At 68.7% G+C, this 20,345-nt stretch carries 10 protein-coding genes; 4 read left to right on the top strand and 6 right to left on the bottom strand.

Translation table 11 applies throughout. The annotated features are described in order from the left end of the window. Nucleotides 1–231 precede the first annotated feature (231 nt). Together FHS39_RS24390 and FHS39_RS24385 are read left to right on the top strand one after the other, a co-directional pair. Nucleotides 232–813 carry a histidine phosphatase family protein gene (locus FHS39_RS24390; protein ID WP_184351657.1) on the top strand — a complete coding sequence of 194 codons (582 nt, stop codon included), beginning with the start codon at nt 232–234 and terminating at the stop codon, nt 811–813. Nucleotides 814–817: 4 nt separating this feature from the next. Then, nucleotides 818–1,579 (top strand): class I SAM-dependent methyltransferase, encoded by a 762-nt coding sequence (locus FHS39_RS24385; RefSeq protein WP_184351656.1) that lies wholly within the window; start codon nt 818–820, stop codon nt 1,577–1,579. Between the two features lie 2 nt (nt 1,580–1,581). On the opposite strand, the gene FHS39_RS24380 is transcribed toward FHS39_RS24385, so the two are convergent. From FHS39_RS24380 to FHS39_RS24355, 6 genes are all read right to left on the bottom strand, one after another. Beyond that, nucleotides 1,582–1,989, bottom strand: a complete 408-nt coding sequence (locus tag FHS39_RS24380) for a cupredoxin domain-containing protein (protein WP_343069725.1) — start codon at nt 1,987–1,989, stop codon at nt 1,582–1,584. Nucleotides 1,990–2,190: 201 nt separating this feature from the next. Further along, entirely contained in the window at nt 2,191–3,459 is a 1,269-nt protein-coding gene (locus FHS39_RS24375; RefSeq protein WP_343069724.1) for an MFS transporter, read from the bottom strand. After that, the gene (locus FHS39_RS24370) at nt 3,456–13,502 is read right to left on the bottom strand and encodes an amino acid adenylation domain-containing protein (protein WP_184351655.1); all 10,047 of its coding nucleotides are present in this window, start codon (nt 13,500–13,502) and stop codon (nt 3,456–3,458) included. The genes FHS39_RS24375 and FHS39_RS24370 overlap by 4 nt, the downstream gene beginning before the upstream one ends. A 25-nt stretch (nt 13,503–13,527) precedes the next feature. After that, nucleotides 13,528–15,195 carry a poly(ethylene terephthalate) hydrolase family protein gene (locus FHS39_RS24365; RefSeq protein WP_184351654.1) on the bottom strand — a complete coding sequence of 556 codons (1,668 nt, stop codon included), beginning with the start codon at nt 15,193–15,195 and terminating at the stop codon, nt 13,528–13,530. A 232-nt stretch (nt 15,196–15,427) separates the two neighbouring features. Then, nucleotides 15,428–16,420: a TauD/TfdA family dioxygenase gene (locus FHS39_RS24360; protein WP_343069723.1), complete on the bottom strand. Its 993-nt coding sequence runs from the start codon at nt 16,418–16,420 to the stop codon at nt 15,428–15,430. Nucleotides 16,421–16,473: 53 nt separating this feature from the next. Beyond that, on the bottom strand, nt 16,474–17,412 hold the full coding sequence (locus FHS39_RS24355; RefSeq protein WP_045934444.1) for a TauD/TfdA family dioxygenase: 939 nt from the start codon (nt 17,410–17,412) through the stop codon (nt 16,474–16,476). Nucleotides 17,413–17,620: 208 nt separating this feature from the next. Here FHS39_RS24355 and FHS39_RS24350 point away from each other — a divergent pair, with 208 nt between their 5' ends. Next, entirely contained in the window at nt 17,621–17,839 is a 219-nt protein-coding gene (locus tag FHS39_RS24350) for an MbtH family protein (protein ID WP_045934445.1), read from the top strand. A 134-nt stretch (nt 17,840–17,973) separates the two neighbouring features. After that, the coding region (locus tag FHS39_RS24345; RefSeq protein WP_184351653.1) for a condensation domain-containing protein at nt 17,974–20,345 on the top strand (2,372 nt) is incomplete at its 3' end.

Here is a 20,345-nt window from a genome sequence, read left to right as displayed (position 1 = left end):
CCCTGACCTCACCGCGCGTTCGCGCGACGACAGCCGGTTACACAGTGGCGCGACCGTGCCGGATTTCCACCGGCTTCCGTCCCCCGTCGTCAATGTCCACGTGACCGTACCGCGTACTGGCCGGTCTGACTACGGCGTACGTCATGCCCGCGCACGCCCCTGATGAGCAGCACGGTCTGCTTGAATCCGACTTAAATCCAACGCCTGACGGAACAACGGGGAGGAATCGGCATGACCGTGCGCGTGATGCTCGTGTCACCGGCGATGAACCAGGCCGCACGAGAGCACCGGTTCGACGACGGCGCGTCCCTCGACCCGGCCGGACTGCGACAGGCACGCGCCGCCGCGCACTCGCTGCCCCGAGCCGACCGGCACCTGTGCGCACCGACGGCACGCAGTCGCGAAACGGCTGCCGCACTCGGCCTGGACGCCCGCCCGGCGTCCGAGCTGCACGACCTGGACGTCGGGGCATGGCAGGGCCTGACCCTGGACGAGGTGACCGCAACGGCCCCCGAGGCCGTCGCCACCTGGCTTTCGGACTGCACCGCTGCCCCTCACGGTGGCGAATCCGTGGCAGCCCTGATCGACCGCATCGGCACCTGGCTCGAAGCCCAAGGCGCCGACGCGGGCCACGTACTCGCCGTAGCGGAACCCGCTGTGATCCGGGCGGCGGTTGTGCACGCGCTCGACCTGCCGGTGACCGCCTTCTGGCGGCTCGACGTACAGCCGCTGTCACTGACCAAGCTCAGTGGGCGCTCCAGACGGTGGAACCTGCAGTGCGGGCTGCCTTTGGCCCGAGGCGGGGGAGCCTGAAGAGATGTCCTCCCGTCCGCGCGCCCAGTCGTTCGATGCGGCCGCCGCCCAGTACGCGGCAAGTCGGCCTTCCTGTCCCCCCGACCTCTTCGACTGCATCGAGGAGTTCACGGGCCGTCCCCTGGCCGGTGCCCGCGTCGCCGACGTCGGCGCGGGCGCCGGAATCGCCACTGCGCTCCTGAGTGAGCGCGGCGCCGATGTGATGGCCGTCGAGCCTGGTGAGGCCATGGCCGCCGAATTCCACGAGGCACTCCCGGATCTGCCGATCGTGCGAGGCGACGGCAACGCCCTCCCACTCGCCGATGGCTCCCACGACTTCGTCACCTACGCGCAGTCCTGGCGGTGGACCGACACCGACCGCTCCGTCCCGGAGGCGCTGCGCGTCCTCCGTCCCGGCGGCGCGCTGGCGATCTGGTGGAACACCACTGCCTTCGACGTGCCGTGGATCCATGCGCAGCACGAGCGCATCGCGGACCACTGCGGAGTGAAGCCGGCCCCTGCGGTCCGCCCCAACGACAGCGAGGCCGTACGACTGGCGGGCCTGACAGGACTGCGGGTCATGCGCCGTCAGATGCGTTGGAGCCGTGTGGTCTCCCTCGACACACACCTCGCCAACATCACCAGCCGCTCGGCGTTCCTCGTCCACGACGCGGCCCACGTGCGGGCCTTTCTAGCCGATGAACGTCGGCGGCTGCGTGATGCTTTCCCTGACGAGGCGGTGGAAGAGGTCTATGTGGTCGACCTTCTGGTGGCTGCTCGTCCCTGACCTCACTTCACTACGACTGTGCCGTGCATGTCCGGGTGGATCATGCAGTAGTAGCCGAACGTCCCAGTGGAGTTGAACGTGTAGCTGTAGGTGTCGCCACGGTGGAGCGTCGACGAGTGCAGCGGGCCGGAGGCGCTGCTGGTCACCGTGTGCGGAGCCGAGTCGTCGTTGGTCCAGGTCACTGTCGTGCCACGGCTGATGGTCAGTGTCGACGGCGCGAACGCGAAGCCGGCGATCGTCACGTGATTGGCAGCCGCTGACACGTTAGGCGCCGCGGGCGCCATCGCGACGGCGGCAGGAGCCTTTGCATACGCATGCCCGTCGGCGTGATCACCGTCTCCGCCACCGCACCATCCGCCCAGGGCGGACATCGCAGCAGCAGTACCGGCAGCCACCAGCAAGGTGGTCACAGGGCGCCTACGCGCCCACATCCTTGTGTCTGCGCGAGTCATGATGTCGACCCAATCCAATTCTTGTGCGGGTCCAGCGGGTCCAGAGGATCTACGCGCACCCGCCAGGACGCGGGTCGCGCATCCAGACAATTCCGAGGATACGCCGTGCAATCCGTGGAGTGCGCAGCCCGCCCGAAGCCCCGGTGTACGGGGCGGGTCTCAGTCCGTCGCGGCGCCGTAGGTAGCGCTCCGTACGCTCGGTGCGGCCGCTGCCGCCGCGGTGATGGCCGCCATCGCCAGGCCCACCGCGAGCGAGACCCGCTGGGAGCCCCAGGCGTCCAGGAGGAAGCCGCCCAGCAGCGCACCCAGGGCGCTCGCGCCGCTGACCAGCAGGCCGGCGGTGGCTCCTGCCCGGCCCTGCAGGGCGTCGGGCGTGATGCGGATCTGGTAGACGGCGGCCAGCACGTTGAGCACTCCGCCGACGTAGTTCATCACCGCGAAGAGCGCGCCCAGCGCGAGCGGGTCGTGCGCGAACGCCATGCACGGCATCAGGGCCGTCCACAGCGCGGTGCTGCCGATCAGGACGGCCCGCAGACTCAGCTTCGGCATCCACCAGCGGGCGCTGAGCGCCCCGAGCATGCCCCCGACCCCGCTGACGGCCAGCACCACACCCACCGTCCCCGGCGAGCGCCCGTGCTCCTCCAGCAGGATGAAGGGGACGGTCAGGATGAGGACCTGGAACAGGACGTTGGAGCCGGCCACGGTGGCCAGCGCGATCCGCAGGAAGCGCTGCCGCCACAGCCATTCGACGCCCTGCGCCAGCTCCGTCCTGATCGTGCGGGCCTCCGCGGCGCCGCGCCGCTCCTGGAAGTCCGTCCTGATGGCCAGCAGAGCGGCCAGCGACAGCACGTAGCTGAGGGCCGCGAACAGGAAGGGCCACCACCGGTCCACCGTGAACAGGACGGTCCCGAGCGGCCCGCCGAGCAGCCCGGCGGCCCGCCCGCGCGCCTCGTTCTGGGCGAAGGCGGCCCCGAGGTGCTCGGCGGCGACCACGTTGCGGACGGCACCCCGCTCCGCGAGCTGGTGGACCAGGGCCAGACTGCCCTCGGCGAAGGCCACCGCCGCCAGATGGGCCGGCCAGATGTGGCCGGTGGCCACCGCCACCAGGACGCTGACGAGCGCGAGGACGCGCCCGACGTCACAGCCGATCATCAGCGTGCGACGGTCCCAGCGGTCGACCAGCACACCCGCCGGCAGCTGGACGAGCAGACTGGGCAGGAGCGCCGCCGAGGCCACCAGGCCGGCCTGGGCGGCCGACCCGGTCTGCCGGAGCAGGAGCAGCCCGTAGCCGACCGCGCCGGCCCGGGACCCGAGCAGCGAGATGCCGACGCCCGTCCACAGCAGCCGGAATTCGCGGTTCTTGCGCAACGGGCGCACTTCCGGGGCCGGTGTGCCTGTGCCGACCAGATTCGTGCTGCCCCCGCTCACGTGCCGCTCCTGTCCGAGCGGCGGAGCACCTCGGCGACCACGCGGGCGACCTCGGCGACCGGAGCAAGGTCCATCATTCCCGCGTGGCTGGCCTCGACGGGATGGTCCTCGATCGAGCCGGTGACGTACGGCTCCCAGGCCCTGGAGTCGGGGGAGCCTTCGGGGCGCTCCAGCAGCGCGGTGAAGTACAGGAGGTCGCCGTCGAACCGCTGGGTGCGGTACTCCCGCAGGATCAGGCTGCTGTTGACGGAAGAGTCCCGCATTGCCTCGATCTCGGCGTCGGTCAGCCCCTGGAGGACGCTCAGCTCCCGCCGCATCACCCCCGCCAGCTCCGAGTCCTCGGCCAGCCTCTGTTCCATGGACTCGACCCCGCCGCCGAACTCGGCCATCAGCGCGTTCATCCGGTCCCGCTCGGCATCCGGATCGAGCCGCTCCAGCAGGTCGCTCGGGCAGGAGTCGAGCATGGCCAGCAACGAGACCTGCTCCCCGAGCGCTTGCAGCCGCACGGCCATCGCGTGCGCGACGTTGCCGCCGAACGACCAGCCCAGCAACTGATACGGACCGGACGCCTGGACCTCGCGCAGCTGCTCGATGTAGTCGTCGACCAGCTGCTCGATGTTCTTCGGCAGCGCGTCGGGCTCGGTGATGCCACGGGCCTGGAGCGCGTAGACGGGCTGGTCGGCCCCCAGGTACGGGACGAACCGCGCGTAGCACCAGCCGAGGCCGCCCACGGGGTGCACACAGAACAGCGGGGTGGCGCTGCCGGAGGTACGGATGGGGAGCAGCACGTTCAGCGCGTTGCTCCGAGCACCCTCGCTGTCGATCCACTCGGCCAGCCCGGCCACGGTCGGCGCCTCGAACACTGCACGGATCGGGAGCTCCACGCCCAGCGCGCCGTGCACCCGGTTCACCAGGCGAGTGGCGAGGAGGGAGTGGCCGCCCAGGTCGAAGAAGCCGTCGTCCACGCCGACCTCGGACAGACCGAGCACCTCGGCGAAGATGCCGCACAGGGCCGCTTCGCGCTCGGTGGCCGGTTCGCGTCCCGTACCGGCGACGAGCGCGGGGGCGGGCAGTGCGCGGCGGTCCAGCTTGCCGTTGGGGGACAGCGGCAGCGCGTCCAGCGTGAGGATCGGCGACGGCACCATGTGCGGCGGCAGTTCGCGGCGGAGCCTGCCGGTGTCGACCGGCTCGTTGCCGTCCGGCACCACGTAGCCGACCAGCCGGCGGTCCCCGGGCCGGTCCTCGCGCAGGACCACCGCGGCCTGGGACACTCCCGGACAGCTCGCCAACACGGCCTGGATCTCACCGAGTTCCACGCGGATGCCACGGATCTTCACCTGGTCGTCCGCGCGTCCGATGAACTCCAGCACTCCGTCGCGGCGCCAGCGCACCACGTCGCCCGTCCGGTACATACGGCCGCCCGGCGCACCGAACGGGTCGGGGACGAAGTGATCCGCCGTCAGTCCGGGCCGGTTGGCGTAGCCGCGCGCGAGGTCCTCGCCGGCCAGGTGGAGTTCACCCGGCACGCCCGGCGGCACGGGCCTCAGCCCGGCGTCGAGCACGTAGCAGCGGGCGTTCACGATCGGCCGTCCGATGGGCACCCGGGCATTCCGGGCCGTCCCGAGGTCGACGGGCTGGTAGGTCGCGGTCATGGTGGACTCGGTGGGTCCGTACATGTTGACCAGCTGCCAGTCCGCCCCGACCAACGCAGCCCGGGAGATGTGCGCACCGGTCAGCGCCTCACCGCTGACGAGGCCGAGCCGCAGGGTCTCCAGCGGCACGGCGGTCCTGTCCTCGGCCGCGTCGGCCAGCGCGCTGAGCATGGTGGGGACCAGGGACAACAGCACGGTCACCCGGTACCGGGCCAGCGCCGTCAGCAGGGCGTACGGATCCTTTGCGGCCTGCGGCGGGACGAGGACGAGCCGGGCGCCTGCCGTGAGCGTGCCGAAGATGTCGCGGACGGAGGGGTCGAAGGAGAGCGAGGCCAGGTTCAGCACACGGTCGTCCGCCCCGAGCCCGGTCAGGCCGTGCAGGTAGGCGAGATAGCTGACGACCCCACGATGCCGGATCGCCACGCCCTTGGGCCGGCCGGTGGACCCGGAGGTGTAGATCACGTACGCGAGGTGGTCCGGCGTCAGCAGGCCGGTCCGATCGGGGTTGTGATCGGGGTAGTGCGTGAGGTCCAGGTCGAGGGTGTCGGTGTCCAGTGTGAGGACCGCGTGGGAGTCGTGGAGCATGTAGTGCACACGGTCTTGGGGGTAGTCGGGGTCGATGGGGAGGTATGCGCCGCCGGCTTTGAGGATGGCCAGGATGGCGATGACCATTTCGGCGGACCGGGGGAGTGAGACGGCCACGACCGATTCGGGGCGGATGCCCTGGGCGATGAGGTGGTGGGCGAGGCGGTTGGCCCGCGCGTTCAACTCCTGGTAAGTGAGCGCCACATCGCCGATTTCCAGCGCGACCGCCTGAGGGGTACGAGCCACCGCGGCCTCGACGAGGTCGGGCAGCGTACCCTCCGGCGTTTCACCGACCGGACCGCTCCATGCGTCGAGAATGCGGCTCCGTTCCTCCGAAGCGAGCAGTTCGATGGCGTCGATGGCCGTGTCGGGGGCGGCAGCCGCGTGCTTCAGCAGGCGTACGAGGCGTTCGCCCAGGGCCTGTGCGGTGGGTGCGTCGAAAAGGTCGGTCGCGTACTCGATGGTGCCGAGCAGGCCCTGTCGCCCGGATTCGACGACGGTGAAGGAAAGGTCGAATTTCGCCGCTCCGCCGGTGAGCGGCAGCGTCGTCACGTCCGCCCCGGGCAGGTCCAGAGTCGCCTCGGCATTGTTCTGGAGGTTGAGCATGACTTGGAAGAGGGGGTGTCGGGCGAGTGAGCGGGTGGGGTTGAGTTCTTCGACGAGGCGTTCGAAGGGGAGGTCTTGGTGTGCGTAGGCGCGGAGGTCTGTTTCTCGGGTGCGGGTGAGGAGTTCTCGGAAGGTGGGGTTTCCGGTGGTGTCGGTGCGCAGGACGAGGGTGTTGACGAAGAAGCCGATGAGGTTGTCGAGTGCGGCGTCGGTTCGTCCGGCTATGGGTGTGCCGATGGGGATGTCGTTTCCTGCGCCGAGTCGCGTGAGCAGTGCTGCCAGTGCGGTTTGGAGGACCATGAAGAGGCTGGCGCCGGTCTCGCGTGCGAGCGCTCCGAGTGCCTCGGACACTTCGGGCTCCAGCTGCCAATGGGCCAGCGCACCACGATGACTTGCCACCGCTGAACGCATACGGTCCACGGGCAGCGTCAATTCGTCCGGCAGGTCTGCCAGCTCGCCCCGCCAGAAGGCCAGCTGGGCCTCGGCCTCCGCCCGCTCGCCTTCCAATAGGTCCCGTTGCCAGAGGGTGTAGTCGGCGTACTGCACCGGGAGTGGCTCCCAGCTGGGCATTTCACCGTGAATCCGTGCCGTGTACGCCGATGAGAGGTCTCGTCCCAGTGGTGCCAGGGACCAGCCGTCGGCGGCGATGTGGTGGATGACGAGGAGCAGTACATGCTCGTTCGCGTCCACCGTGAACAGCACGGCTCGCACCGGCAGATCAACTGTCAAATCGAAAGGCCGGTTGCGGTACTCGGTCAGCAGGAGGTCCAGGCCGGTCTCGGTGGCCTCGACGCATTCCAGCACCGGACGCGCGTCGTCGAGATCGCGAACCAGCTGGAACGGCTGGTCGTCGGCACGACCGAATACCGTGCGCAGACTTTCATGACGGGCGACGAGATCCTCGAGCGCACCCTGGAGCGCCGGTACGTCGACCGAACCGGAGATCCTGATCGCGACCGGAATGGTGTAGGCCGCGTTCGGCCCCTCGATCTCGTTCAGAAGCCAGAGTCGGTTCTGGGCGTAGGAGAGGGGGAGCGGGTTGGGGCGGGGCTGGGTGGTGAGGGCGGGGCGGGCGTGGTCGGCGGTGTCGAGGTGTTGTGCGAGTTGGGCGATGGTGGGTGCCTCGAAGATGGTCCGCAAGGGGAGCTCGATGCCGAAGGTAGTGCGGATTCGGCTGGTGAGGCGGGTTGCGAGGAGCGAGTGTCCGCCGAGTTCGAAGAAGTTGTCTTCGATGTTCACGGCGGGCAGTCCGAGGATGTCGCGGTAGAGGGCGGCCAGGGTTTCCTCGTGCCCGGTGCGGGGTGCGGTGCCTGCCTGCGTCGTGGCTTGGGGTGCGGGGAGTGCGCGGCGGTCGAGTTTGCCGTTGGAGGTCAGCGGCAGTGCGTCGAGGGTGACGATCGCCGAGGGCACCATGTACTCGGGCAATTGACGGCGCAGATTTCCGGTGTCGACCGCGTCGACATGGTCCGGAACGACATAGCCGATCAGACGCTGATCTCCGGGCCGGTCCTCGCGTACGACGACGGCGGCTTGGGCCACGCCCGGGCAGGCGGCGAGTACAGCCTGGATTTCGCCGGGCTCGATACGGAAGCCGCGGAGTTTCACTTGGTCGTCCGCTCGGCCGAGGAATTCCAGTACGCCGTCGGTGCGCCGGCGGACCATGTCGCCGGTCCGGTACATTCGGCTGCCGGGGGTGCCGAACGGGTTGGGTACGAAGCGCTCGGCGGTCAGGCCGGGGCGGTTGACGTAGCCGCGTGCCAGGCCGACGCCCGCCAGGTAGAGCTCGCCGGGGATGCCGGGCGGCACCGGGCACACGGCCTGGTCCAGCACGTAGACCTGGGTGTTCCAGATCGGCCGCCCGATCGGCACGGAGGTTGCGCCGGATTCCGGAAGGCATTCCCAGAATGTGACGTCGACGGAAGCCTCGGTGGGGCCGTAGAGGTTGTGCAGCTGGACGCCGTCGAGGACGGTCAGGAACTCGTTCTGGACCTCGATGGGAAGTGCCTCACCACTGCAGATGACGCGTTGCAAAGCGTGGCGGCCGGCTGTCACCTCGGGCTCACGCAGGAAGACCTGGAGCATGGAGGGCACGAAGTGCGCGGTGGTCACCCGCTCCTCGCGGATGAGTCGAGCCAGGTAGGCGGGGTCCTTGTGACCTTCCGGACGTGCGACCACGAGAGTGGCGCCCTGGAGAATCGGCCAGAAGAATTCCCACACCGAGACGTCGAAGGTGAACGGTGTCTTCTGGAGGACCCGGTCCTCGGTCGTGAGGCCGTACTGCCCCTGCATCCAGGCCAATCGATTGACGATGCCGCGGTGCGGCACCGCCACGCCCTTGGGCCGGCCGGTGGACCCGGAAGTGTAGATCACATAGGCCGGGTGGTCCGGCGCCAGCCGGTCCCGCAGGTCGGGGTTGTGGTCGGGGTATTGCGTGAGGTCCAGGTCGAAGGTGTTGATATCGATGGTGAGGGCCGCGTGGGAGTCGTGGAGCATGTAGTGCGCGCGGTCTTGGGGGTAGTCGGGGTCGATGGGCAGGTATGCGCCGCCGGCTTTGACGATGGCCAGGATGGCGATGACCATCTCCACGGAGCGCGGGAGTGAGACGGCCACGACCGATTCGGGGCGGATGCCCTGGGCGATGAGGTAGTGGGCGAGGCGGTTGGCCCGCGCGTTCAACTCCTCATAGGAGACGGTCTCGTCTCCGAACACCACTGCCGTGTTCTCCGGCCGGCGAGCCGCCGCGGCCGCGAACAGTTCGGGCAGTGTCCCGGCCGGGGTCTCGGTCGACTGTCCGGCCCAGCCCCACAGAATGTGCTCACGTTCCTCGGGAGCGAGCAATTCGAGGGTGTAAAGGGGCGCGTCCGGGTCGGTGGCCGCGTGCTTCAGCAGGCGTACGAGGCGTTCGCCCAGGGCCTGTGCGGTGGGTGCGTCGAAAAGGTCGGTCGCGTACTCGATCGCGCCGAGAAGCCCTTCACGTCCGGACTCGACCACAGTGAAGGAAAGGTCGAACTTCGCCGCAATGGCGTTGATCGGCTCGATCTCCGCACTGATTCCGGGAAGCTCGATGGGGTGGGAAGTCTCGCTCTGGAGGTTGAGCATGACTTGGAAGAGGGGGTGTCGGGCGAGTGAGCGGGTGGGGTTGAGTTCTTCGACGAGGCGTTCGAAGGGGAGGTCTTGGTGTGCGTAGGCGCGGAGGTCTGTTTCGCGGGTGCGGGTGAGGAGTTCTCGGAAGGTGGGGTTTCCGGTGGTGTCGGTGCGCAGGACGAGGGTGTTGACGAAGAAGCCGATGAGGTTGTCGAGTGCGGCGTCGGTTCGTCCGGCTATGGGTGTGCCGATGGGGATGTCGTTTCCTGCGCCGAGTCGCGTGAGCAGTGCTGCCAGTGCGGTTTGGAGGACCATGAAGAGGCTGGCGCCGGTCTCGCGTGCGAGCGCTCCGAGTGCCTCGGACACTTCGGGCTCCAGCTGCCAATGGGCCAGCGCACCACGGTGACTTGTCACCGCAGGCCGAACCCGGTCCGTCGGCAATGCCAGCTCGTCGGGAATCCCCGCCAGTTCACTGCGCCAGAAGTCCAGCTGTGCGACCGCTTCACCCCGCTCGCCGTCCAGCAAGTCCCGTTGCCAGAGGGTGTAGTCGGCGTACTGCACCGGGAGTGGCTCCCAGCTGGGCATTTCACCGTGAATCCGTGCCGTGTACGCCGATGAGAGGTCTCGTCCCAGTGGTTCCAGGGACCAGCCGTCGGCAGCTATGTGGTGGATGACGAGGAGCAATACGTGCTCGTCGGTGTCCATCGCAAACAGCACGGCCCGCACCGGCGGGGCCACCGCCAAGTCGAAAGGCAGGGCGGCTACGGATTCCACCGTCTGCCCTTCCTGCGCCCGTTCCAGAACCGGCTTCGCTTGGTCGGTGTCCAGGATCAGCTGACTCGGGTCGTCGGCCACCGTGCGGTAGACCGTGCGCAGGGCCTCATGACGGGCCACGACGTCGCCGAGCGCAGCCTCCAGAGCGCCCGTGTCGAGCGGACCGGTCAGGCGTATGGCCTGGGCGAGGTTGTAAGTGGCACTCGGCCCTTCGACCTGATGGAGGAGCCAGAGTCGGTTCTGGGCGTGGGAGAGGGGGAGGGGGTTGGGGCGGGGCTGGGTGGTGAGGGCGGGGCGGGCGTGGTCGGCGGTGTCGAGGTGTTGTGCGAGTTGGGCGATGGTGGGTGCTTCGAAGATGGTCCGCAGGGGGAGTTCGATGCCGAGGGTGGTGCGGATTCGGCTGGTGAGGCGGGTCGCGAGGAGCGAGTGACCGCCGAGCTCGAAGAAGTTGTCCTCGATGCTTACGGCGGGCAGCCCGAGGACGTCGCGGTAGAGGGCGGCGAGGGTTTCTTCGTGCCCGGTGCGAGGTGCGGTTCCCCCCTGCGTTGTGGCTTGGGGTGCAGGAAGTGCGCGGCGGTCGAGCTTGCCGTTCGGGGTCAGCGGCAGGGCTTCGAGGGTGACGATCGCCGAAGGCACCATGTACTCGGGCAATTGCCGGTGCAGATTTCCGATGTCCATCGTTTCGTTGTCGTCCGCCACGACGTATCCGACGAGGCGTCGATCCCCGGGCCGGTCCTCGCGCAGCATCACCGCGGCCTGCGACACTCCCGGGCAATTTGCCAGAGCCGTCTGGACCTCGCCGAGCTCCACTCGGAAGCCGCGGAGTTTGATCTGGTCGTCCGTCCGGCCGAGGAATTCCAGCACGCCGTCGGTGCGCCAGCGGACCATGTCCCCGGTCCGGTACATACGGCCGCCCGGGGCACCGAACGGGTTGGCCACGAAGCGCTCGGCGGTCAGGCCGGGACGGTTGACGTAGCCGCGCGCCAGGCCCGGACCCGCCAGGCAGAGCTCGCCGGGGACGCCGGGCGGCACCGGGCGCAGGGCCTGGTCCAGCACATAGACCTGGGTGTTCCGGATCGGTCGCCCGATCGGCACGGACCCCGTCCCGTCCGGCGTCACCTCGCTGACCACCGCGTCGACCGTCGACTCGGTCGGCCCGTAGACGTTGAACATGCGCAGGCCCGGCGCCCACTGTGCCGCCAGGCTCGGCGGAAGGACGTCCCCACCGGTGATGAGGACCTGCAGCGAGGGATACTCGCCGGCCGGCAGGGTGCCGAGGACGGCCGGCGGCATCATCGCGTGGGTGATCTTCTGCTTGCCGAGGAATTCCCCGAGCTCGTGCCCCACCAGGCGGCCCGGCGGCGGAAGGACCAGGGTCGCACCGCCGAGCAGCGCGTTGATCAGGTCGACGACCGCCGCGTCGAAGCTGAGCGAGGCGAACTGGAGGATGCGGGAATCCGGCGTGACGGCGTAACGGTCGAGGTGGTCGGCGGCGAGGCTGGGGAGACCCTGGTGGGTGACGGCCACTGCCTTGGGGCGTCCGGTGGAGCCGGAGGTGTAGATGAGGTAGGCCGGATGCTGCGGGTGGAGCCGTCCCCGCAGTTCGGGATCGGTATCGGGATACCGCTCGAGCTCTATCGCCAAGGTGTCCGACGCCATGAGCGCCGAGTCGATCACGACCTTGGGTGCGGCATCGTCGAGCATGTGGCGCACGCGGTCCCGGGGGTAGTCGGGGTCGACGGGCAGGTATGCGCCGCCGGCCTTGACGATGGCGAGGACGGCGATGACCATCTCCACGGACCGGGGGAGTGAGACGGCCACGACCGACTCGGGGCCGATGCCCTGGGCGATGAGGTGGTGTGCCAGCCGGTTGGCCCGCGCATTCAGCTCCCGGTAGGTGAGCGTCTCGTCGCAGGTTTCCAGCGCAATTGCCCGAGGAGTACGGGCCGCCACAGCCGCAAACATTTCCGGCAGCGTCCCGGCCGGCTCTTCGACCGGCTGCCCGGCCCAGGACCCCAGGATCTGCTCCTGTTCCTCGGCAGAGAGCAGTTCGACCGATTCGATGTGCCGGTCACGGTCGCGCGAGAACCCGTCGAGGAATCCCAGGAAACGGGTGAGGTGCGCGGAGAGTTCTTCCGCCTCGTAACTCGCGGGGTTGCCGTTGAACGTGAGGAGCAGCCCGCCGCCGTCCGAGTCCGGCTGCACCACGATCTGCAGGTCTTCCACCGGACCGTTGTTGAGGTAGTGCACCACCCCGACGTGCCCGCCGAAATTCGGTTCCTGGTCGAAGGCCAGAATGTTGACGAGCGGCCCGAATCCACCGGGGCCTTCGGTGTGGGTGCCGAGGTCCCGTCGCAGATCCTCATTGCGGTAGCGCTGGTGGCGCAGAGCCTGACGCATTTCCACGGATGCCTGCCGTACCAGGTCGCCCGCCGGCATATCGCCCGACACGTTGAAGTAGAGCGGCAGGACGTTGGTGAGCATCCCCGGCGTCTGTCGTTCCACCGCCGTGGAACGCCCCGTGACCGGGAATCCGAGGGTCAGCTCATGTGCTCCGGTGAGCCGGTGCAAATACGCCGCGATGGCGGCGGTGACGGCCGTGGTCCAGCTGGTGCGTTCGGTACGGGCGAAGGCACGGATCCGGTCGAGCACCTCGGCCCGGACGTGAGCCGAGCAACGCAGGGGATGGGGTGAGGCCTGGTGGGTGCGCTCGACCAGGGTGACCGGCGCTTCGCGTCCCGACGATCGGGTGAGCCAGTGCTCCCGGTCCGCTGCGAATGTCGAGGAAGCGCGGTAGTCGGCCTCATCGGTCAGCAGCTCGTCCAGGCTGCCGAACTGTCGGTCCCAGCGGGCTTGCCGGGCGACGAACGAGCTGTAGACGTCGGCCACCCGCTGGAGCAGGAGGGCGCCGCTGTAGCCGTCGGCCACCGCGTGATGGGCGCGCTGGAAGAACCAGTGGCGGTCCTCGGCCAGTGTGAGCAGGGCCATGGTGAACAGTTCGCCGCCGATCAGCTCGACGGGGGCGTCCAATTCGGCCCGCATCCAGCCGAGTGCCGCGCCCTCCGGATCCGCCTCTCGGCTGAAGTCCAGCTGTGGGGGTTTCCAGTCCTCCATCGGCAGAACAACCTGCCGGGGCCCTTCGGTGGATTCGTGGAAGGCGACGCGCAGGGCTTCGGCCTCACGGACCACTTGGCGAACCGCAGCGACAAAGAACGTCTCGTCGACCGAGCCGCGAATTTCGGTGTACTGACTGACGTTGTATGACTGGCTCGGTACTCCGAGTTGCTGTCCGAACCAGACACCCAGCTGGCCGCTGGTCAGAGCAAGTTCCTTGTTCGTCACGTGTCCGCCTTTCTGCGGCTCGGGGTCATTCACTGAAAGACAGATCGGTGATGTCCAGGGCGCCCCGCTCCGTTCCGTCGCACACCACGGTCACCGACCGGATGTCGCCGAGGTCGATCGACCGGAAGGCTTGCACGGGGATGCGCACCTGGCTCAGCAGCAACCGCCGTATTGGCAGCGTGCTGTGCGACTTCGGGTCGGTGACCGTGGTGAGCAGATCGGGAACGGTCGGGTCCTGGCCGTAGCCGGTGGTGCGGACCGATGCCTGTCGTCCCTTGGAGTCGGCAAGGACCACGCGCAGGGGAATGCGCGTCGCGTCGGCGTTTCTGGGATCCGAGAAGTCGACCACAGACCTGAAGGTCAGGTTGCGGTAGGGGGCGACATCGCGCGAGCCCTCGGACAGCTCGTTGCGCAGGAATGCACCCGGACGGTCCCAGCGCAGCTGCAAGAGGTTGGTGCCCGGGGGTTCCGTGTCCAGGATCTGCATGTAGCCGTGCGGCTCCAGCCTGTACGGCTCCTTCGTGTAGTCGCCGCCCAGACACCTCTTGGCGTGCGACTCGCCCCCGCAGAAACCGGGATCGCTGAAACCCTCGAGTGTGACCCCGCCACCGGCCGCATTCCGGCGCAGATCGTCGTCCGACCTCAGCCTGTTGATGTCGAGCCGCTTTCCGGGCCGATCGGGCGCATGGAAAGTCGTGGACACCTTGGCGAAGGAGGCGGAGGACGGGAGGGCATCACGTCCCTCCCAGAGCCCGGCGAACTGGCTTTCACCGCCCAGCTGCAGCCGGAAGAAGCTGGTGATGTAGGAGGCGGCCACCGCTTGTTGCTGCTTCTGCGTGAGGCGTTCCCCACTGCCGGAAGCGCACGCCCCGCCCTTGCCGCCCATCTTGACGGCACGGTCCCAGTCGTCCATCGCGCCGGGTTCGCCACTGTCGGGCGACCAGGCGGTGTTGTAGAAGTAGTGATTGGCTCCCGCTATGGCGACCTGGTACTTGGGGGCCGGGTCCCCACGCTCGGCATAACTTGCGTCGTCGTAGTAGTGCACGCCTTGAAGGTCCGGCTGGTCCGCGTCGCACATCGAGAGCAGGACCCCCATCGGCACCCCGGTCACGACCTGGCGCAGGAAGTCCGTCGGGGCGAGCGCGAGGACCGCCTGTATCCCGTAGGGGCTTCCGGCCGCGGCATTGACCTTCAACTGGCTGACGATTCCCTCCCCGCCCCGGGAGTGGCCCATCGTGCCGATGCGCCGGAAATCGATCGCATCCTGGAATTCCGTGCCGAAGGGGCCGTCGCCATGGCTCGTCCACTGCTTCCACAGGTCCAGATGCTTCTGGATGAGCCGGCCGCGGGCCGTCTGGCCGAAGGTGGCGTCCGCATGGTCCGCGGCGCCGATGCCGTCGGCGGAAATGGAGATCACGACGTATCCGTGGCTCGCAAGGAGCTTGCCCGCGTAGTCGTAGCCCCGGTAGCTGGGGATGGCCGTGAACGGCTTGCGGCACGGCCACTGGCCGTAGGTCGCCTCGCCGTCGGCCGCGCCGCACGCCTCGTGTCTGCCGTGCAGGAACAACACTGCCGGAAGCCTCTGCCCCCGCGCATTGCGTGGCGCATGCACCACACCCCGCAGTTCGACCTTGCCCGGGAATCCGTCCGGCTGAAAAGCGGTGTCGCCCAGGTCATAGGTCTGGGACCGCACCTCGTACGGGCCGGCTTCCAGGGGGTTCGGCACGGCCCGAGGGCCGACGGGCCGTGCCGAAGCGGGGAACGCCATGAGTCCCGTCAGGACAAGCATGGCGAAGGCCAGAAAGGCGATACCGCGGTGCGGGCGCGCCCGGAAGGCAGATCTCATGCGGTTGTTGTTCCGTTCACGATGTCATTGCTTCTCGTGCAGCAGCCCCGGGCGGGAGAGAGACCTCGGCCATCCCCGGTCAGGCGAGGACGCTGCCGTTCCCCGGCCTGCTTCCTCTGGTGCGGCGGTTGTCCAGCAGCGCGAACGTCCGGTGCAGCCAGCGATCGCGGCCGTCATAGCGGGGGGTGAATGCCGTGCGTCCGTGGATCGCTATGCGGTTGTCGACGAACGCCATTTCGCCGGAGCGCAGCACCAGCGTCGTCGCTGCCTCGATGAAGGCCTCCCGCAGCCGATCCAGCGCCCTCGCGGCTTCAGGGTCGACGGCCGTCGTCGCGTGGAAGTCCACCTTGACGTTCGGATCGTCGGCGTCCCCGGTGAGTACCGCGTGCGCGGCGGCCGCGTCGCCGGCGTGGAAGGACGGCGGCGGAGTCGTGGTGAAGCGCTCCTGGAACAGCACGTCCCTGACGCCGGGTGCCAGCCGCCGCAGCGTGTGCCGAATGGAGGACACGGGGGTGCCCGCCGCATTGGTGTGGTCGCTGCGCAGGCAGAGCAGCCCGACGAAGTCCGGCCGGTGCGGGTGGAAGGCGTTCTCCACATGCAGTTCCAGCGGAGTGGAGCCCGCGTTGCTCTGCGAGCCCTCCCGGCCCGGGACGGGCACCACGTTCTGCACCAGGGCGCCGGACTTTTCGTCCCGGTAGGCCGCCATCTCCCCGATCTGCGAGGTGATCAGTGCGGCGATGGCCGCAGGAACGGTCGCCTCCCGCTCCACCGACTCCGGGACCGTGGGCGTCGGCGGCAGGGTGCTCTCGTCCACCGGCAGGTTCCGCAGGACGAGGGTGCCGCTCTCCCCGGGGTCATGGCGGTAGGCGTGCACGGTCTGCCGGATCCGCAGGGGCAGGCCGGCGGAGAGCTCGCGGGCCGTCGCCACCCACTTGGGGTCGTCGATGACGGTCGGCGCGCTCGCGGCCAGCTCCTCCGCCAGCAGCCGGAACTCGTGGTGCTCCCGGTCGGAGAGGGTCAGGTCGAACTCTCCTCGGGTCTCGGGGCGGGGCGTCTCCGATACTGATTCCACGATGGACGTCTCTCCTTCCGGGCCTGAACCCTGGCCGGGATTCCGTTGGATGGTCAGCTGGACATCGCGACGAGCACCCGGCGCTCGCCGGTGAACGCCTGCCGGCCGTGGCCGACGAGCACGTTGTCGATCAGCATCAGGTCACCGGCGCGCCAGTCGACGTCGACGGCGGCGGCCAGGCCGCGATCACGCACCTGGAGGACGTACTCCGGGGGAATCGGACTGCCGTCGGCGAAGCTGACCGTCTGGGGAAGTTCGTCGGCGGGAAGCACCTTGGCCAGGGCGGCCGCGTCCTCGCCCAGCGTCGCGGGATGCCACTGATCCGACTGGTTGAACCAGACCTCGACACCTGTGACCGGGTGCCGCAGCGTGGACTGCCGCTCGTGCGTGACCCGCAGGGCGTCGCCCCGAAGCCATTCCCAGCTCGCCTCGGCCTCCGTGAGGAACCGCTCCACTTCCTCGCGGTCCTCGGTCTCGAAGGTCTGCTGCCAGCTCTTGCCCAGGCCTCGGCCGCCGTGCAGGTTCTGGGTGTAGCGAACACCGCCGGCAAAAGCCTCCCGCACCTCGTCGTCGAGGGAGGCCAGCCACTTCACTCCGTCGACCACCGGTGTGGCGCCGCCCGTGGCAGGCGCCACGGCACAGAAGAAAAGCAGCCGGGTCGGCCACCGGTGCGCGTAGGAGAGCTCGTTGTGCATGGAAATGACGAACTCCGCCGGATACTCCGTGGAGGTGTACACGTTCTGCCCCACCTTTGTGCGCGGAGAATTTCCGTGCACATAGGCCGCGCGATTGGGCAGCAACTCGTCGATGATCGGACCGAGGGAATCCTCCTCGACGCCGAACCCCCGGAATACCAGGGCCTTCTCCTTGACCAATAGGTCGCCGAGATCGACCGACGACTTCAGGTATCCGGAAAGCCCTTCGGCGCTGGCCTCCGCCCGTACGTCCGCCGGGCCTATCTCCAGCGGCCTCCACTCGTGACCGTTCTGCATCAAGCCCGACCTCTTTCCTCTGCCTGCACCTGCTTGCGGTGGTGCCCGAAAGTACCCACGCAAACAGCCTGGCAGCCGTACCTATATTCCCTCTACACGCCCGGCCCGGAGCCTTTCGGCGAGCGATATAGACGGCCTATAGCAGCGCGCCGCACAGTGTGGCCGATCAAGTGTGGCCGATCAACACTCATTTCAATCCGGGAGTGACATGTCCGAGCAGAACACCGACGCGCAGATCTACCTCGTCGTCCTCAACGACGAGGAGCAGTACTCGATCTGGTGGGCGGACCGCGAGATGCCGAACGGCTGGCGGGCGGAGGGCACCCGCGGCACCAAGGAGGAATGCCTGGCCCACATCGACGAGGTGTGGACGGACATGCGCCCCCTGAGCCTCCGCCGGCGGATGGCCGAAGCCGCGGCCGGCTGACGAACCGTTCCGTTACCCGGCGTGCGTCCCGATTGCGTCGCGGCGCAAACGATTGCGTCGCGACGCGCGCCACCACCACGTCCGCCCGTCCACGAACTGATTGCTGAACAAGGCTGTTGAGGGGAAGAGGAAGCATGAGCACCGGTGACATGCCGTCCAGCGGGCAGGGCAAGGACGAGCTGCGGGAGAAGCTGCTGCGGCGCCGGTTGTCCGGCCAGCGGGGAGGCCGTCGTTCGCTGGTGACGCGAGTCGACCGCGACCAGCCGCTGCTGCTGTCGTTCGGGCAGCAGCAGATGTGGTTCCTCAACCAGATGGCGCCCGACAGCCCTGAATACCTCGTACCACTGGCGGCACGCCTGCGGGGCCCTCTGGACGTCGAGGCGCTGCGCACGGCCTGGAACCAGGTCGTGGCGCGGCACGAGGTCCTGCGGACCAGGTACGTCCTGTCGGGAGACGAGCCCGTGCAGGTGGTGGACGCTCCGCGGCCGCTGGAGCTGCCGGTGGTCGAGCTCTCCGGAACCCCGGCCGCCGAGCTGGAGGACCGGGCGAGGGCGCTGGCCGAGGACGAGGCGGCCACCCCCGTCGACCTGACCCGGGAATGGCCGGTGCGGGCCAAGCTGTTCGCGCTGGCCGCCGACGATCACCTGCTTGTCGTGACGTTCCACCACATCGCCTGCGACGCCTGGTCGATGGGCGTCTTCGCGGACGAGCTGGGCAGCCTGTACACCTCGTACACCCAGGGGCACGAGCCCGCGCTGGATCCTCTTCCCCTCCAGTACGCGGACTACGCGGCCTGGCAGCGCCGTGAGCTCACCGGCGAGACCCTCGATCGCCAGCTGGCCTACTGGCGGCGGCAGCTGGCCGACCTGCCGGTCCTGGAACTGCCGACCGACCGGCAGCGGCCCGCCCTGCGCGACCCGAGCGGCGAGGGCGTCGCCTTCGACATCCCGGCCCACCTGGCCGAACGTGTCGGGGAACTGGCCACGGAGCGCGGAGTCACCCGCTTCGTCGTGCTCCTCACGGCCTTCCAGGTCCTGCTGTCGCGGTACACCGGGACCACGGACATCCCCGTGGGCACGACCGTGTCCGGGCGCAGCCGCCCCGAACTCCAGCGGCTCATCGGATACGGCATCAACGTGCTGGTCGCCCGCGCCACATGGAGCGGCGACCCCTCGTTCGGCGAGCTGCTCGCCTCGGGACGCGGCACGATCCTCGACGCGTACGAGCACCAAGCGGTCCCCTTCGCCCGCTTGGTGGACGAGCTGCAGCCCGAGCGCGACCTTTCCCGCAGCCCCCTCTACCAGGCCGACTTCATCATGCGCGAGCGACAGGGCGCCGGCCTGGAGCTGCCGGGCCTTGAAGTGGAGGCTATGACGGGCGAGCGGATCGTCAAGTCGGACCTGACGCTCGACGTGGAGGACGTGCGGGACGGCGCGCTCAACGCCCGGCTGATCTTCGCCACCTCGCTGTTCGACCGGGAGACCATCGAGCGCATGGCGGACCAGTACGTCCGCCTGCTCGACGGCCTCACCGCCACGCCCGAGGCACGGCTGTCCACGGTGGAGTCGCTGTCCAGTGCGGAGCTCGATCGGCTGGTGGGTGAGTGGAATGCCACGGTCGAGTTCCCTGTGGGCGAGTGTGTGCATGAGGTGTTCGCGGCGCAGGCGGCTCGGACGCCGGAGAGCGTCGCGGTGACGTGTGGCGATGGTGCGCTGACGTATGCGGAGGTGAATGAGCGGGCCAACCGTCTCGCCCACCATCTGCGTGCGCTGGGCGCGGGTCCGGAGGTGTTGGTTGGTGTTTCGCTGGAGCGGGGCATTGATCTGATTCCGACGTTGCTGGGTGTGTTGAAGTCCGGTGCTGCCTACCTGCCGTTGGACCCGGTGAACCCTGATGAGCGTCTGGGGCACATCGTCGGTGACGCGGATGCGCTGATCGTGGTGACGCAGACCGGGCTGGCGGGTCGTGTGGGCGGGTTCTTCGACGGTGAGCTCGTCGTCATTGACGGTGAGCGGGATGCTGCTGCGATTGCGGCCCGGCCCGGCACCGATCCGGCTCCGCTGACGGGTCCGGACAACTTGATCTATGTGATCTACACGTCTGGTTCGACCGGTAAGCCCAAGGGTGTGAGCCTGACGCATTCGAATGTGCTGCGGTTGTTTGCCAGTGCTCAGGAGCGTTATGGGTTTGGCGAGCAGGATGTGTGGCCGTTGTTCCACTCCTATGCGTTCGACGTGTCGGTGTGGGAGATGTGGGGTGCGCTGCTGCATGGTGGGCGGCTTGTGGTGGTTCCGGCGGGGGTGACGCGTTCGCCGGAGGAGTTCCTGGATGTGCTGGTGGAGTCCGGGGCGACGGTGCTGTGCCAGACGCCGTCGGCGTTCCGTTCGCTGTCGGTCCTGGCGGGTGAGGGTGATCCGCGGATTGACAGGCTGGGTCTGCGCGCGGTGGTGTTTGCGGGTGAGCGGCTGGAGCTGAGCGAGCTGCGGCCGTGGACGGACCGTGTGGG

Origin of the sequence: Streptomyces olivoverticillatus, assembly GCF_014203555.1 — a bacterium.
GTDB classification, from domain to species: Bacteria; Actinomycetota; Actinomycetes; order Streptomycetales; family Streptomycetaceae; genus Streptomyces; species Streptomyces olivoverticillatus.
The sequence above is the reverse complement of the archived record's forward strand: the minus strand, read 5'-3'. Positions and strand labels throughout refer to the sequence as shown.

Coding starts and splice junctions, on each gene's coding strand:
- FHS39_RS24385 (WP_184351656.1), top strand. CDS start 818: ATGTCCTCCCGTCCGCGCGCCCAGTCGTTCGATGCGGCCGCCGCCCAG.
- FHS39_RS24350 (WP_045934445.1), top strand. CDS start 17,621: ATGTCCGAGCAGAACACCGACGCGCAGATCTACCTCGTCGTCCTCAAC.
- FHS39_RS24355 (WP_045934444.1), bottom strand. CDS start 17,412: ATGCAGAACGGTCACGAGTGGAGGCCGCTGGAGATAGGCCCGGCGGAC.
- FHS39_RS24390 (WP_184351657.1), top strand. CDS start 232: ATGACCGTGCGCGTGATGCTCGTGTCACCGGCGATGAACCAGGCCGCA.